Origin of the sequence: Bosea vestrisii, assembly GCF_030144325.1 — a bacterium.
GTDB classification, from domain to species: Bacteria; Pseudomonadota; Alphaproteobacteria; order Rhizobiales; family Beijerinckiaceae; genus Allobosea; species Allobosea vestrisii_A.
In genome coordinates this window covers 1,381,403-1,396,607 of record NZ_CP126307.1, presented here as the reverse complement: position 1 = coordinate 1,396,607, position 15,205 = coordinate 1,381,403, and the positions used below count along the sequence as shown (strand labels likewise).

The window sequence follows — 15,205 nt, the reverse complement described above, 5'->3', positions numbered from 1 at the left end:
TCGCGGTCAGGCGACCTCTTTCATACCCACGCGCTCATAGAGTCGCCGCGCGCCGGTGGGATTATCGATCTCGACCTTGAGATCCACGATATTGGCGCCGCGGGCGGTGAACTCGACGAACGCGTGGTGCAGAAGCGCCTCGCCGAGCCCCTGCCGTCGCGCCGAAGGGTGCACCACGAGGTCTTTGACGAAGGCCGAAGCCCAGCACTGACAAACCGCGGCGATGACGCCCTGCGCATCGCTGACGACAAAGACCAGAGCCGGGTCGAAATCGCTGTCGCCGAGGAGAGCGGCCTTCCACTCCTCGAACGCGGGGACGCGGCCGCCGCCGAGGCTGTAGCCAACGCGCAGCAATCCGTGAATCGCCGACATGTCCGTGATGGCGAACGGCACGAGGCGATATCCTGCGGGCCAGATTGGAGCGGGCGCAGGTATCGCCAGCTCGCGCCGCATGCGAACCCACGGCGGCGGGGTCACGGCGACCTCATGGCCACCTGACCGTCGGCGGCATCGAGGACAGGATCGAGGCGACGTTGCCGCCCGTCTTCAGGCCGAAGATCGTGCCGCGGTCGTAGAGCAGGTTGAACTCGACATAGCGGCCGCGGCGGACCTGCTGCTCATGGCGCTCGGCATCCGTCCAGGACTTCGTAAGGTTGGCACGCAGGATGCGCGGGTAGCTGTCAAGGAAGGCTTCGCCCACCGCCTTGGTAAAGGCGAGGTCGGCGTCCGGATCGCCCGACCAGAGATAGTCGTAGAAGATGCCGCCGATGCCGCGCGGCTCATTGCGGTGCTTCAGGAAAAAGTACTCGTCGCACCAGGCCTTGAAGCGATCGTAGTCGGCGACGCCGGCATGGGCCTCGCAGGGCGCGCGCATCGCGGCATGGAAGGCGATCGCGTCGGGATCGTCCTGTGTCCGCCGGCGGTCCAGCACAGGAGTCAGGTCCGCGCCGCCGCCGAACCAGGGCTTCGTCGTCACGACGAAGCGGGTGTTCATGTGCACGGTCGGCACGTGCGGGTTCCAGGGATGAGCGATCAGCGAGATGCCGGTGGCATGGAAGCGCGGGTCCTCGGCCGCACCGGGGATCTGGGCGGCGAATTCCGGCGCGAAGCTGCCATGCACGGTCGAGACGTGGACGCCGACCTTCTCGAAGACGCGCCCCGACATCAGCGACATCACGCCGCCGCCACCCTTCGCGCCGTCATGGTTGGTGCGCTGCCAGGGCGTGCGCACGAAGCGGCCGGGCTCGTCGGTTTCGGCGGGGAGGGGGCCGGTCGTTTCGTCCTCGATCTGCTCGAAGGCGGCGCAGATGCGGTCGCGCAGGCTCTCGAACCAGGCGCTCGCGCGCGGCTTCAGTGCCTCGACGACGGCGGGATCAAAGGCGGCGACTTCAGTGGCTTGTCCGGTCATGGCGGCCTCTTTGTCAGATATCGGCCGGCCCGGGATAGGCGCCAAGCTGACGCAGCGCTTCGCCCACGACCATCGCCGCGGCCATGGCGACATTGAGCGAGCGCAAATCGCGGCGCATCGGGATATGCACGCTCGCCTCGGCGGCGGCATAGACTTCCGGCGGCACGCCGGCGGATTCACGGCCGACCATGATGATGTCACCGGGGCGGAAGGCGAAATCCGTGTGCGCGCTGGCGCCGTCGGTCTCGGCCAGCACGAGGCGATGGCCGGCCTCGCGGCGCCAGGCTTCGAAGGCGCGGAAGCTGTCGTGGCGGGTCACCGCTGCCCGCTCGATATAGTCCATGCCGGAACGGCGGAAATTGCGGTCGGAGACGTCGAAGGCGGCGGGCTCGACGATATCGACGGCAACACCGAGGCAGGCGGCCAGGCGGATCATCGTGCCGGCGTTCTGCGGGATGTCGGGCTGGTAGAGGGCGAGGCGCAACATGGCGAGCGTCATGCTGCGCCTCGCCCGCCATCGTCAAGCTTCGCCGCCGGCCGGGTCGCCCCGGCTCTGACCAAAAGTGAGAGACGGTTTCACCGATCAGGTTGATTCAACCTGATCGGATCCGGCTCTAGTGGCGAAGCAATGCGTCAGACGGAGTGCATCTTGCCGGCGAGCTCCCACATGGCGTCGACCAACTGGTCGACATCGCCCATGTTGCTCCACAGATGGGTCGAGACGCGCACGCCGTAGTGCTCGTCCTTCTGGCCCGCGACCGGGAAGTTCGAGTTGCGGATGACGAAGCCGTACTCGTCCAGCATGCGCTTCACGAACGTGTCCGACTTCACCTTGTCCTTCACATCCATCGGATTGCGGAACGGATTGAAGGCGGTGAGCGCGCAGACAAGGCGCGGATCGTCCTTCGGCGAATAGAGGGAATCGACACCCCATTTCGCCGCGATCTTCTCCTTGAGGTGCTGCGCCATGCCGACCGTGTAGGTCGCGATCTTGTCGCGCCCGATCCGGTCCCAGATCTCGACCGACTTGGCGAGCGCCAGGTAGACGGGCGCGTTGCGGCTGCCGGTGCTCTGGATGCGCGCGGCGAGGTCGTCGCTCTCCTTGCTCGTCCTGGTGCGCTGGGGGAGGCCGCCGGAGGCCGGATAGGCGCTGGTCACCACCGGAAAATAGTCCGGCAGTGGCAGCGGGTTGAACTGCGGCAGCACCTTGTTGCGGACATAGAGGATGCCGGTTCCGAGCGGCCCGCATTGCCATTTGTGGCCGGCGCCGGCGAGGAAATCGACGCCGAGGTCGCGCATGTCGATGTTGATCATTCCCGGCAGGTGCGCGGCGTCGCAGACGCTGACGATGCCCTTGTCCTGGGCGAGCTTGGCCAGCATCTTGACCGGCAGCAATGTGCCGGTCTTGTAGGTCGGCGCCGAGAAGACCATCGCCTTGGTCCGAGGGCCGATCGCGGCCGAGAACAGCTCGACATAGTCCTCCGCCTTCTGCTTGTTGCCGACCGGCAGGATGACGCGCTTGATCACCACGCCGTAGCGATCCTGCAGCAGCGCCATCGGCGCGTTGCCGCCGGAATGCTCGTGATTGGTGGTGACGATCTCGTCGCCCGGGCGCCAGACCATGCCGAGCAAGGCGTGGCACATGCCGTCCGAGGTGTTGCCCGACATGACGATCTCGTCCGCGTCGCAGCCGAAGCTCTTCGCCAACGCCTGGCGCTGCGGCAGATAATTGCCATAGCCGCTCATCGACTCGTGAGCGTGCCGGCGCGACTCGGCGTGGAGGAAGGCTTGCGTCTCGACCGGCATGGAACCGGCAGTGCCGATGTTCATGTAACGGACGCCGGGCTTCTGATCGAAGAGCTTGCGGACATCCGCCCAGAAGGCGGCGTCATTGGCGAGGGCCGCGGCCGCAGGCGCCTGAGCGCTCGCGCCAGTCGGTACGAAACTCGCCAGCGAACCGGCGAAGGCGGCGGAAGAAGCGAGGGCGCCGATAAAGGCGCGGCGGTTCGGGTCGAAAGCGAGCGTCTTCTCTTCCGAGGCTTGCATGGGCCTACTCCATGGTTGCGAGGGATCCTGTTGTCGGGCGGTGAGCTGCCGGGCGGTGCGGCAGCTCAGGGGCGGACGGCGATAGCGCCGATCTCGACCTTCACGTCTCTGGGGAGACGGGCGACCTCGACGGTCGCGCGTGCGGGCGGCGCGGTCTTGAAATAGGTCGCATAGACCTCGTTCATCTTGCCGAACTCGTTGAGGTCCTTCATGAAAACGCTCGTCGAGACGACATTGTCCATCGTCAGCCCATCGGCCTCGAGCACGGCCTTGAGATTGTCGAGGACGAGCTTGGTCTGATCCTCGATGCTGGCGTCCTTCATCAGCTGCTTGGTCTTGGGATCGATCGGGATCTGCCCGGCCAGGAAGACCGTGTTTCCGGCCCTGATCGCCTGCGAATAGGGACCGATCGCCTCCGGTGCGTTCGGCGTCGAGATCACCGTCTTGCCGGCGGTCTGCGCCTGCACGGAAACCGGCAGGACAAGCGCGCCCGCCAGAGCGAGCCCGCAAAGCATCTTGGTCATTGTCGCCTCCAAATCGCCGCTGTCACTTGCGGCGCAGGGGCATGCTCGGCGTGTCCGGACGACGCAGGCAAGGATGCAGATGTGCACTCCGTCATGCGGAAGTAGCAGTTCTTTTGTCGTACGACTGTTGGTAAGATTCTTCCAATAATGCGCGCTCAGGTGGAATTTTATTCTACGTTCCCGCAATGCCTGTGCAAGCGCCTGAACGGTCCGCACTCCCTAGCCTTCCAACCGCCAGTCTTCCGTCCGTCATGCATTGCTGTCATGGCCTGACCGGGGTGCGTCACAAGCTCTGGCCACGGCGCGCGATGCGCCCCATATCGGTATCGACCGATCCGAGGAGGGCGGCGCCCCGCATGTTCGCCCCGCTCTTCCGTTTTCTCGAAAGCCGCATCGATGTCTTCGCGCCGTTCGACGAGCGCGAAACGCCGCCGACCGGCGTGTTCCGTTTCATGTGGCATCACATCCGGGGCGCGAAGGGCTGGATGGCCCTGATCATGCTGACCGGCCTCGGCTTTTCCGGCATCGAGGCGGCGATGTACCTGATGGTCGGCTGGTTCGTCGATCTATTGACGAAGAACTCGCCGGAGCAGGTCTTCAGCGAGCACGGCTGGCTTCTGATCGGCGCGGCGGTGCTCGTCACCGTGTTCAGGCCGCTGGTCTATTTCGCCAATCACGCCATCGTCGATCAGGTCGTGGTGCCGCAGATCACCAACCAGATCCGCTGGCGCAACCATGTCTACACGCTCGGCCACGCGCTCTCCTATTTCCAGAACGACTTCGCCGGTCGGCTCTCATCGCGGGTGATCCAGGCCGGGCAAGCGATCCGCGGCGCGACGATCGAGGTGATCGACGATCTCTGGTACGCGCTGATCTTCGCCTCGGTCGCGCTCGGCTTTTTCGGCTCGACCAGCATCTGGCTCGCCATGCCGGTGATCGTCTGGCTCGCCGCCTATGTCGTGCTGCTGGTCTATTTTGTGCCGCGCGCCAAGAAGCGTTCGGAGGCGAACTCGCTCGGCCGCTCGACCACGACGGGCCGGATCGTCGATGCCTACACCAACATCCTGACGGTCAAGCTCTTCGCCCGCGCCGATGCCGAGCGCTCGGCGGTGCGCGACGCGCTGACGCGCTGGAACGCCTCTTTCCTCAACCTGTCGCGGCTGATCACCGGCGTCAGCGTCATTCTGCAGACGATGAACAGCCTGCTCGTCGTGGCAACGGCTTGGCTCTGCCTACTGCTGTGGAGCCAGGGCGAAATGTCGCCGGGTGCGGTTGCCGCCGCCATCGGCCTCGTGCTGCGCCTCGTGCAGATGTCGAGCTGGCTGATCCATCTGGTGCGCGGCGTCTTCGAGAATATCGGCTCTGTGCAGGAGAGCATGGAGACGATCGCCAAGCCGCATGACTTGCCGGATGCGCCGGACGCCGTGCCGCTCAAGGTTGCGCAGGGCGGCGTCCGCTTCGAGCATGTCCGGTTCAATTACGGCAGGCCGTTGGGGCTGTTCGAGAATCTCGACCTCGAGATCAAGCCGGGCGAGAAGATCGGGCTCGTCGGCCCCTCAGGCGCGGGCAAATCGACGCTGGTCAACCTGTTGCTGCGGCTCTACCCGCTCGATTCGGGCCGCATTCTGATCGACGGGCAGGACATCGCCCGGGTTACGCAGGAATCGCTGCGCAGCCAGATCGGCATGGTCACGCAGGACAATTCGCTGCTGCACCGTTCGATCGGCGACAATATCGCCTATGGCCGCATCGGCGCGACCCAAGAGGAGATCGCGATAGCGGCAAGGCGCGCCGCCGCGCATGATTTCGTGCTCGGCCTCAGCGACCAGGACGGGCGCAAGGGCTTCGACTCGCGCGTCGGCGAGCGCGGCGTCAAGCTGTCCGGTGGCCAGCGCCAGCGTATCGCGATCGCGCGCGTGCTGCTCAAGGACGCACCGATCCTGATCCTCGACGAGGCGACCTCGGCGCTTGATTCGGAAGTCGAGGCCGAGATCCAGGCGCAGCTTTCCACATTGATGGAAGGAAAGACTGTGATCGCGATTGCGCACCGCCTGTCCACCATCGCCGCACTCGATCGGCTGATCGTGCTCGACAACGGCCGGGTCGTGGATATGGGCAGCCATGACGAGCTGGTGCGGCGCGAGGGCCTCTACGCAAGGCTGTGGGCGCGGCAGTCGGGTGGCTTCCTGGCGCTTGCCGATAGCGACCGGATGCCGGTCTGAGTTGGCTGCACGGCGGCCTTGCTGCGATGCGGTGGGCTGCGGCACGGGGAACAGTAGACTTCGTCAAAACTGCATGCCAAAGAGCGCGGCAGGCGACGCGCCGCTTCACGGCGGCTTGGCGCTCGCGCCCCCGTGAGGGCGCCTGAGGTTGTTTCAGCCGGTCAAGCCGGCCGCCGAGCAGGGAATTGGATCGTGGCGCACGTGACCGGAACGACAGGCACCGAACCCACCCGCCGCGATTTTCTGATGCTGACCACAGCCGCTGTCGGCGTCGTCGGCGCCGGCTCGCTGCTGCTGCCGCTGCTTGGGCAATTGGCGCCAGATGCGCAGGTCGTCGCCGCCGGCGCTCCGATCGACCTCGATCTCGCCCCGATCGCGGAAGGCCAGGCGATCAAGCTGTTCTGGCGCGGCAAGCTGATCTTCGTGCGTCACCGCACCAAGAAGGAGATCGACGAGGCCAAGGCCGTCGACGTCGCGACGCTGCGCGATCCGCAGACCGACGAGCAGCGCACCAAGGCCGGCCATGAGCCGTTCCTCGTCATTTACGGCAACTGCACCCATCTCGGCTGCGTGCCGCTCGGCACCGCGCCGGGCGAGCCGAAGGGCGAGTTCGACGGCTGGTTCTGCCCCTGCCACGGCTCGCACTACGATTCCTCCGGCCGCATCCGCAAGGGTCCCGCGCCGCTGAACCTGCCGGTGCCGCCCTATGCGTTCACCGCGGACACCAAGATCAAGATCGGCTGAGCCTCTTAAGGCGAAGACGGCATCGGGCGGATTTGAGAGAGCTTGAGGCGAGCAGAATGAGCGGTCACAGCAGCTACCAGCCGAAGACAGGGATCGAGCGCTGGCTCGATGCGCGCCTGCCGATCGTGCGGCTCATGCACGATTCAGCGGTGTCCTATCCGGTGCCGCGCAACCTCAACTATCTTTGGACCTTCGGCGGCATCCTCACCTTCATGCTGGTGGCGCAGATCATCACCGGCGTGATCCTGGCGATGCACTACACGCCGAACGCGACCATGGCGTTCAATTCCGTCGAGCACATCATGCGCGACGTGAACTATGGCTGGCTGCTGCGCTATCTGCACTCCAACGGCGCCTCGATGTTCTTCGTCGCGGTCTACATCCACATCTTCCGCGGCCTCTACTACGGCTCCTATAAGGCGCCGCGCGAGGTGCTGTGGATCCTCGGCGTCATCATCTTCCTCCTGATGATGGCCACGGCGTTCATGGGCTACGTCCTGCCCTGGGGCCAAATGTCGTTCTGGGGTGCGACGGTCATCACCAACCTGTTCTCGGCGCTGCCAGTGATCGGCGAGACGATCGTCACCTTCCTGTGGGGTGGCTACTCGGTCGACAACCCGACGCTGAACCGCTTCTTCTCGCTGCACTTCCTGCTGCCGTTCATGATCGCTGGCATCGTCGTCCTGCACATCTGGGCGCTGCACCATGTCGGCCAGAACAATCCGACTGGCGTCGAGGTGAAGGACGTCAAGAAGGACACCGTGCCGTTCACGCCCTATGCGACCATCAAGGACCTGTTCGGCATGGTCTGCTTCATGCTGGTGTTCGCCTGGTTCGTGTTCTACCAGCCGAACTTCATGGGCCATGCCGATAACTATATCCCGGCCAACCCGGCGGCGACGCCCGCTCACATCGTGCCGGAATGGTACTTCCTGCCGTTCTACGCGATCCTGCGCGCCATCCCCGACAAGCTCGGCGGCGTGCTCGCCATGGGCGGCGCGATCGTGATCCTCGCCTTCCTGCCCTGGATCGACACCTCCAAGGTCAAGTCGATGACCTACCGACCGATCGCGCGCCAGTTCTTCTGGATGTTCGTGCTGGTCTGCATCGGGCTGGGCTATCTCGGTGCGATGCCGGCCGACGAGCCCTACGTCACCATCTCGCGAATCCTGACGGTGCTGTATTTCGGCTTCTTCCTGGCGCTGGCGCTGATCGGCATCTTCGAACGGCCGGCCCCGCTGCCGACCTCCATCGCCGATTCGGTGCTCGGCGGCTCGGGCGCACGCCTCGCCCACGCCACCGCTTCGGAACCGCAGGCCAAGGGCTGAACGCGACCATGAGCAAGATGTCCCTCCGCCTGTCGCTTGCTGGCCTCGTTGCAGGTCTTGCCATCGCCGCTGCCGCACCGACCCTGGCCGCGGAAGGCGGCCCGAAGCCGCCGGCGCAGAGCTGGTCGTTCTCAGGCCCGTTCGGCAAGTTCGACCAGGCTCAGCTCCAGCGCGGCTTCAAGGTCGCCAAGGAAGTCTGCGCCAGCTGCCATGCGATGAGCCTGGTCCGGTTCCGCAACCTGGCGCAGCCGGGCGGCCCAGGCTTCACGCCCTCGCAGGTCGCGGCGCTGGCCGCGAGCTATACCAACATCAAGGACGGCCCGAACGATGCCGGCGAGATGTTCGAGCGCCCCGGTCGTGCCGCCGACGCCTTCCCTGCACCGTTCCCGAACGAGCAGGCAGCGCGTGCCGCCAATGGCGGCGCCTATCCGCCGCCGATCGACATGCTCGCGAAGGCACGTACCTATGAGCGCGGCTTCCCGAAGTTCGTCTTCGACATCTTCACCCAATATCAGGAGCAGGGGCCGGACTACATCGTCGCGCTCCTGACCGGCTATAAGGATCCGCCGAAGGACTTCCCGCCGCTGCTGCCGGGCCAGAACTACAACACCTATATGTCCGGCCATCTGATCGCGATGCCGAAGCCGCTGAACGACGGTCAGATCGAATACCCGAAGGGACCTGACGGTAAGTCACCGGTGCCGGAGACCGTCGAGCAGTACGCCAAGGACGTCTCCGCCTTCATGGTGTGGATGGCGGAGCCGCATCTCGAGGCGCGCAAGCGCATGGGCATGCAGGTCATGCTCTTCCTCGCGCTCTTCGCCGGCCTGCTCTACTTCACCAAGAAGAAGATCTGGTCGCGCCTGCCCGACCACGCCTCGACGCATTGAGCGGAATTGAAATCAGAAGGGGCCCCGGAAACGGGGCCTTTTTCGTTCGTGGCCAAGGCTGTGGATCGACGTGTGTCGCAGCCGTCCGCGGTTGCGCGGACGTCACAAACTTCTGATCCTTGGCCGGGAAAGCTTTCGAGGGCAGGCGACATGGCTGAAGCGGTTCTGGGCATCATCGGCGGCTCCGGCATCTACGACCTGCCTGGGCTCAGCGACCTTCGCGAGGAGCGGATCGAGAGCCCCTGGGGCGAGCCCTCCGACGTGCTGCGGATCGGCCGGATGGGGGAGACGAAAATCGTCTTCCTGCCGCGCCATGGCCGCGGCCATGCGATCCCGCCGTCAGAGATCAACTACCGCGCCAATATCGACGTGCTGAAGCGGGCAGGGGTCACCGATCTCGTCTCGCTCTCGGCCTGCGGCTCCTACAAGGCCGAGCTCTATCCCGGCCTGTTCGTGCTGGTCGACCAGTTCGTCGACCGAACGGCGGGGCGCGCGAGTTCCTATTTCGGCAAGGGCTGCGTTGCCCATGTCTCGGTGGCGCATCCGGTCGGACCGGCTCTGCAGGAGCGGATCGCGGCTGCTGCCACCGCGGAAGACCTACCTTTTGTGCGAGGCGGCACGCTCGTCACCATGGAAGGCCCGCAATTCTCGACGCTGGCCGAATCGCTGACCTATAAGCGGCTCGGCTACGACCTGATCGGCATGACGGCGATGCCGGAGGCCAAGCTCGCGCGCGAGGCCGAGATCACCTACGCGACCGTCGCGATGGTGACCGATTACGATTGCTGGCATGAGGAGCATGGCGCGGTCGACGTCGCCTCCGTGATCGCCGTGCTGCACGCCAATGCCGACAAGGCTCGCCAGCTGGTGGCGCGGCTCGCGGCCGATTTCCCGCGCGAGCGCGAGCCTTGCCCGGTCGGCTCGCACAATGCCCTCGACTTCGCGATTGTCACCGCGCCGGAGTTCCGCGACCCCAGGCTCATGGCCAAGCTCGATGCAGTGGCCGGGCGGGTGCTCAAGGCGCAGGGCTGACGCTGCGCCGGCTTTCCCGCAGCAGGCCCCTTGCGCTAAGAGGGGCCCCCAGCCGATGGACTTTGTCATGGACCGCAGCGCGCTCGACGATCTGAAGAATGCGATCCGGACGATTCCCGACTATCCGGCGCCCGGGATCCAGTTCCGCGACATCACCACGCTGCTCGGCGATGCCCGCGCCTTCCGCCGCACGGTGGACGAGCTGGTTCAGCCTTTCGCCGGGCTGAAGATCGCCAAGATCGCCGGTATCGAGGCGCGCGGCTTCATCCTTGGCGGCGCCGTGGCGCATCAGCTCTCGGCCGGTTTCGTGCCGGTGCGCAAGAAGGGCAAGCTGCCGCATGAGACCGTCGGCATGCCCTATTCGCTCGAATACGGCGCCGATGAGATCGAGGTGCACAAGGATGCGGTCTCGCGCGGCGAAAGGGTCCTCCTGGTCGACGATCTCGTCGCCACGGGCGGCACGGCTGAGGCGGCGGTGAAGCTGCTCTCCTCGCTCGGCGCCGAGGTGGTCGCGGCCTGCTTCATCATCGACCTGCCGGACCTCGGCGGCGCCGACAAGATCAGACGGCTCGGCGTGCCGGTGCGCACGCTGGTCTCCTTCGCCGGACATTGACGCCATGAAGATCCACGGGCGGCACTATCGCACCATCTGGCTCGACGAGGATGGCTGGGGCGTACGCGTCATCGATCAGACGCGGCTGCCCTTCCATTTCGAGACGGCCAGGCTCGCGACTGCCGAAGAGGCAGCCCACGCCATCCGCCACATGACGGTGCGCGGTGCGCCCCTGATCGGTGCGACGGCGGCCTATGGCGTGGCGCTGGCGCTGCGGATCGATGCCTCTGATACCGCGCTGGAGCAGGCGCTGGCGATGCTCGGCGCCACCCGGCCGACCGCGGTCAATTTGCACTGGGCACTGGCGCGGATGCGCCGGAGCCTGATCGATCTCCCGGAAGCCGAACGGGTCGCTGCGGCCTATGCCGAGGCGGCGGCGATCTGCGACGAGGATGTCGCGCTCTGCCATGCCATCGGCGAGCACGGGCTCGGCGTGATCCGCAAGATAGCGGCAAATAAACCGGCGGGCGAGCCGGTCAATATCCTCACCCATTGCAATGCAGGCTGGCTCGCCACGGTGGATTGGGGCACGGCGCTGGCGCCGATCTATCTCGCGCATGATGCCGGCATCCCTGTCCATGTCTGGGTCGACGAGACGCGCCCGCGCAACCAGGGCGCGGCGCTGACGGCCTACGAGCTCTGCAGTCATGGCGTGCCGCATGCCGTGATCGTCGATAATGCCGGCGGCCATCTGATGCAGCGCGGTGAGGTCGACATGGTGATTGTCGGCACCGACCGGACGACCGCAACCGGCGACGTCGCCAACAAGATCGGCACCTATCTCAAGGCGCTGGCGGCCAGGGACAATGGCGTGCCGTTCTATGTGGCGCTGCCGTCGCCGACGATCGACTGGACGTTGCAGGACGGGCTGAAGGAGATTCCGATCGAGGAGCGCGCAAGCTACGAGGTCACGCATCTGTTCGGACAGAGCGAAGATGGCCGCACCGGTTTCTTCCAGGTCACGGCACCCGGTAGCCCGGCGTGTAATCCGGCCTTCGACGTCACCCCGGCGCGGCTCGTCACCGGCCTGATCACCGAGCGCGGCGTCGCGCCGGCGAGCGCCGAGGGACTGGCGAGGCTCTTTCCTGAGATGACGAGTGGTGTGGCGGCATGAACGAACTGACACTGCGTGAGGAGATCGTTGCGGTCGCGCAGGCGATCGACAAGGCCGGCTTCTGCCCGTCGAAATCGGGCAATGTCTCGGCCCGTTTCGAAGGCGGGCTGCTGATCACGCCGTCCGGCCTGCCTTATGCGAAAACAAGGCCGGAGGACCTGATCCATCTCTCGCTCGATGGCACGACGCTCTCGGGCGAGCGCAAGCCCTCGTCGGAATGGCCGTTCCATGTCGAGATTTACAAGGCGCGGCCTGATGCGCAGGCGATCGTCCACACGCATTCGCCGCGGGCGACGGCGCTCTCTTGCGCGCGTCGCGGCATCCCGGCCTTCCACTACATGATCGCGCTGTGCGGCGGGGCTGATGTCCGCTGCGCCGACTATGCCACGTTCGGCTCGCCGGAGCTGGCTGCCAACGCGGTTCGAGCGCTGGAAGGCCGCAAGGCCGTGTTGCTCGCCAATCACGGCGTGATCGCGCTCGGCGCGAGCCTGGCTGGCGCGCATACCATCGTCGCCGAGGTCGAGAATCTGGCTGGGCAGTATCTCGACCTGCTGGCCTCCGGGCTTGAGCCGGTTATCCTCGACGCGGCCGAGATGGAGCGTGTTTCGGCTCGATTCTCGGGTTACGGAAAGGTCGGTTGATCTTAAAGACCGATCTCACCGGTTGTTAACGGCTCTCGTCTAATGACGTTGGGATGAAGCTCTCGCGCTATCTGCTCGATTCGCTCGACGCCCTTGGTATAGGCGTTTGCGAATACGATGAGCAGATGAGGGCCCTGTGCTGGAACCAGACCTTCCTGCAGTTCTTCCCCGAGGACGAAGGCGAGATCTACGTCGGCGAGCCTTACGGGGACAATCTGGTGCGGTTCTATCAGCGCCGTCTCTCGCCGGAGGAAATGCCGGACATCGCGCTGCATGTCGCCGAGGGCGTGACGCGCCACGAGAACCAGACGCAGCCCTTCGAATTCATCCATAACGGCCGCAAGCTGCGCGCGTCATCGCTGCGGGCCCCGGATGGCGGCCGCGTGCGGCTCTGGCAGCGGCTGGATGTCGAGAGCCATTCCGAGACGGCCTCCGAGCTGGTGCTGCCGGTGATGGATGCGCTGCGCTTCATCCCGGACGGCGCCACGATCCTGGATGCGAAGGAGCGGGTGATCGCCGCCAACAACGCTTTCAGACGGCTCTACGATCTGCCCAAGGGCACTCCGGTTGTGGGTCGCACATTGGACGAGATCATCGCCTGGTGCTGGCGCGAAGCCTCGCCGGTCGGCGCCTGGCGGGCGGCGATCAGCAATGGCCTGCGCTATGACGGCGTGCCGTTCGAGATCGAGTTGCCCGGCCAGCGCTGGCTCCGCCTGATCGCGCGGCACAGCACCGGCGGCGTCAGCTTCTTCACCCATGCCGACATTACAGCCACCAAGCGCCAGCAGATGGAGCTGTTGGAAGCGCAGGAGGCCTTGCGCCGGGCCAATGTGGCGCTGGCAGAACTCGCCGAGACGGACGGGCTGACCGGCCTTGCCAATCACCGCCGCTTCGTCGGCCGTCTCGCCGATGCGTCAGCCCGACCGGAGCCGCTCTCGCTGCTGATGATCGATGTCGATCATTTCAAGACGATCAATGACCGTTTCGGCCATCTGGTCGGCGACGCCTGCCTCAAGGCCATCGCCGGGGTCATCGCGGCACAGGTCACGTCGGCTTCGGCGCTGGTGGCTCGGGTCGGCGGCGAGGAGTTCGGTGTCCTGCTCGGCGACACTTCGATCGAGGCGGCTGAGGAGGCTGCGATGGCCATTTGCCGTGCCTTGCGGCGAGTACCGTGGCGTCTGCTTCATAGCGAACTGACAGGGGTGACTGTCTCGATCGGACTTTGCGCGGGAGAAGGACCGTTGGACGGCACGAGCCTCCACGCTCGTGCCGACGAGGCGCTCTATGCCGCCAAGCGCAATGGCCGCGACCGTATCGAGGTGGCGAGCCCGCCGGCGGCTTCGCGGCGCGTTGCCGGATAGAGCAGGTTTCCAACCGGAGCGGCCTGCCCGAAGCAGTCTAGAGCCCTTTCGGAAGGGTCTCCAGCGCACCTTCCAGATCGGCGAGGAGGTCCTCGACCTCTTCGAGCCCAATGTTCAGCCGCACGAGGCGCGAGCCGTAGGCGCGATGCTGGCGCCGGACGTGGAAGTATGGCACCGCCAGGCTGGTGACGCCGCCCCAGCTATAGCCGATCTTGAAGAGCGTCAGCGCGTCTATGAAGCCGAGCAGGTCCTTCTCCGCATAGCCGGCCTTGAAGACGATCGAGAAGACGCTGGCCGAGCCGGTGAAATCGCGCTTCCAGATCGCATGCCCGGGCGAGGCGGGGAGGGCTGGATGCAGCACGCGCTCGATCTCGGGACGCTGCTCCAGCCATCTAGCGATGGTGAGGCAGGATGCTTCGAGCCTCTCCAGTCGAACGCCCAGCGTCTGCAGCCCGCGCAGCACGAGGCTGCAATCGTCGGGTGAGACCGCCATGCCGAGCATCTGGTGCATCTCGCCGATCCTGGCATAGCGCACCTCGTCTTTGACGGAGATCGAGCCCATCAGGATGTCGCTATGGCCGCCGATGTATTTGGTCAGCGCCTGCAAGGTGACATGGGCGCCGTGGCTGAAGGCATCGAACATCACGCCGGCGGAATAGGTGTTGTCGATCGCGATGGTGATGTCGCGTCCAGTTGCGGCCCGTGCGATCGCCGGCAGGTCCTGCACTTCCATCGTCACCGAGCCCGGGCTCTCGCACCAGATCACCCGGGTGTTGTCACTCAGCAGCCCGGCGATGCCTTCGCCGATCAACGGGTCGTAGTATTCGACCTCGATGCCGAACTTGCGCAGCAAGCCGTCTCCGACGAGGCGATGGGGACCATAGATCGATTCCGGTATCAGGACATGGTCGCCGGGGCCGAGGAAAGCGAGATTGACCAGCGCGAGCGCGGCCTGGCCGCCTGGAGCCAGAAAGGTATGCGTCGCGCCCTCCAGCTCGGCGATGCGCGCCGCCAGCTCCAGCGTCGTCGGTGTGCCGTAGAGTCCGTAGGTGTAGGCCGCCTCGTCCTGCCGCCAGGTATCGCCGACTGAGGCTGCATCCCTGAACAGCGTCGTCGAGCCGCGATAGACCGGCGTGATCAGCGAGCTGAAGCCATCTGGAGCCTTGGCGGCCGAGTGAACCAGCTTCGATTTCCAGCTGAGCTGCCGTTCCTTGGCCATCGCCTGCTCCCGCCCTTGCTTCTTGGACAGGAAGAATCACGCAAGGTGGCAGTGGCGGCAACG

General features: G+C 65.6%; 15 protein-coding genes. 9 read left to right on the top strand and 6 right to left on the bottom strand.

The window, feature by feature from the left end; translation table 11 throughout:
- Window positions 1-6: 6 nt before the first annotated feature.
- From QO058_RS06925 to QO058_RS06905, 5 genes are all read right to left on the bottom strand, one after another.
- Window positions 7-393 (bottom strand): GNAT family N-acetyltransferase, encoded by a 387-nt coding sequence (locus QO058_RS06925; RefSeq protein WP_284171274.1) that lies wholly within the window; start codon window positions 391-393, stop codon window positions 7-9.
- A 91-nt stretch (window positions 394-484) separates the two neighbouring features.
- Window positions 485-1,408, bottom strand: a complete 924-nt coding sequence (gene hemF, locus QO058_RS06920) for an oxygen-dependent coproporphyrinogen oxidase (protein ID WP_284171273.1) — start codon at window positions 1,406-1,408, stop codon at window positions 485-487.
- A gap of 13 nt (window positions 1,409-1,421) precedes the next feature.
- Window positions 1,422-1,895, bottom strand: a complete 474-nt coding sequence (locus QO058_RS06915; protein ID WP_284172833.1) for a tRNA (cytidine(34)-2'-O)-methyltransferase — start codon at window positions 1,893-1,895, stop codon at window positions 1,422-1,424.
- Between the two features lie 146 nt (window positions 1,896-2,041).
- Window positions 2,042-3,454, bottom strand: a complete 1,413-nt coding sequence (locus tag QO058_RS06910; RefSeq protein WP_284171272.1) for an aminotransferase class V-fold PLP-dependent enzyme — start codon at window positions 3,452-3,454, stop codon at window positions 2,042-2,044.
- A gap of 65 nt (window positions 3,455-3,519) precedes the next feature.
- Complete coding sequence (locus QO058_RS06905; RefSeq protein ID WP_236846472.1) at window positions 3,520-3,978, bottom strand: RidA family protein; 459 nt, start codon at window positions 3,976-3,978, stop codon at window positions 3,520-3,522.
- Window positions 3,979-4,334: 356 nt separating this feature from the next.
- On the opposite strand from QO058_RS06905, the gene QO058_RS06900 reads away from it, so the two are divergent.
- The 9 genes from QO058_RS06900 to QO058_RS06860 all read left to right on the top strand — a co-directional run bounded on the left by QO058_RS06900 (window position 4,335) and on the right by QO058_RS06860 (window position 13,923).
- Window positions 4,335-6,200, top strand: coding sequence for an ABC transporter ATP-binding protein (locus QO058_RS06900; RefSeq protein ID WP_284171270.1), 1,866 nt, complete (start codon window positions 4,335-4,337; stop codon window positions 6,198-6,200).
- Window positions 6,201-6,401: 201 nt separating this feature from the next.
- Window positions 6,402-6,944: a ubiquinol-cytochrome c reductase iron-sulfur subunit gene (gene petA, locus QO058_RS06895; protein ID WP_284171268.1), complete on the top strand. Its 543-nt coding sequence runs from the start codon at window positions 6,402-6,404 to the stop codon at window positions 6,942-6,944.
- Window positions 6,945-7,000: 56 nt separating this feature from the next.
- Window positions 7,001-8,272, top strand: coding sequence for a cytochrome b (locus QO058_RS06890; RefSeq protein ID WP_284171267.1), 1,272 nt, complete (start codon window positions 7,001-7,003; stop codon window positions 8,270-8,272).
- 8 nt (window positions 8,273-8,280) lie between these two features.
- Window positions 8,281-9,162: a cytochrome c1 gene (locus QO058_RS06885; protein WP_284171266.1), complete on the top strand. Its 882-nt coding sequence runs from the start codon at window positions 8,281-8,283 to the stop codon at window positions 9,160-9,162.
- A gap of 150 nt (window positions 9,163-9,312) precedes the next feature.
- On the top strand, window positions 9,313-10,194 hold the full coding sequence (locus QO058_RS06880) for an S-methyl-5'-thioadenosine phosphorylase (RefSeq protein ID WP_284171265.1): 882 nt from the start codon (window positions 9,313-9,315) through the stop codon (window positions 10,192-10,194).
- A gap of 67 nt (window positions 10,195-10,261) precedes the next feature.
- Complete coding sequence (locus QO058_RS06875) at window positions 10,262-10,807, top strand: adenine phosphoribosyltransferase (protein WP_284171264.1); 546 nt, start codon at window positions 10,262-10,264, stop codon at window positions 10,805-10,807.
- A gap of 4 nt (window positions 10,808-10,811) precedes the next feature.
- Window positions 10,812-11,921, top strand: coding sequence for an S-methyl-5-thioribose-1-phosphate isomerase (gene mtnA / locus QO058_RS06870; RefSeq protein ID WP_284171262.1), 1,110 nt, complete (start codon window positions 10,812-10,814; stop codon window positions 11,919-11,921).
- Entirely contained in the window at window positions 11,918-12,562 is a 645-nt protein-coding gene (locus tag QO058_RS06865) for a class II aldolase/adducin family protein (RefSeq protein WP_284171260.1), read from the top strand. The genes mtnA and QO058_RS06865 overlap by 4 nt, the downstream gene beginning before the upstream one ends.
- A 53-nt stretch (window positions 12,563-12,615) precedes the next feature.
- Window positions 12,616-13,923 (top strand): sensor domain-containing diguanylate cyclase, encoded by a 1,308-nt coding sequence (locus QO058_RS06860; RefSeq protein ID WP_284171259.1) that lies wholly within the window; start codon window positions 12,616-12,618, stop codon window positions 13,921-13,923.
- A 37-nt stretch (window positions 13,924-13,960) separates the two neighbouring features.
- Here the strand turns inward: QO058_RS06860 and QO058_RS06855 are convergent, their stop codons facing one another.
- A complete protein-coding gene (locus tag QO058_RS06855) occupies window positions 13,961-15,142 on the bottom strand; it encodes a cystathionine beta-lyase (RefSeq protein WP_284171258.1) in 1,182 nt (393 codons plus the stop codon).
- Window positions 15,143-15,205 lie beyond the last annotated feature (63 nt).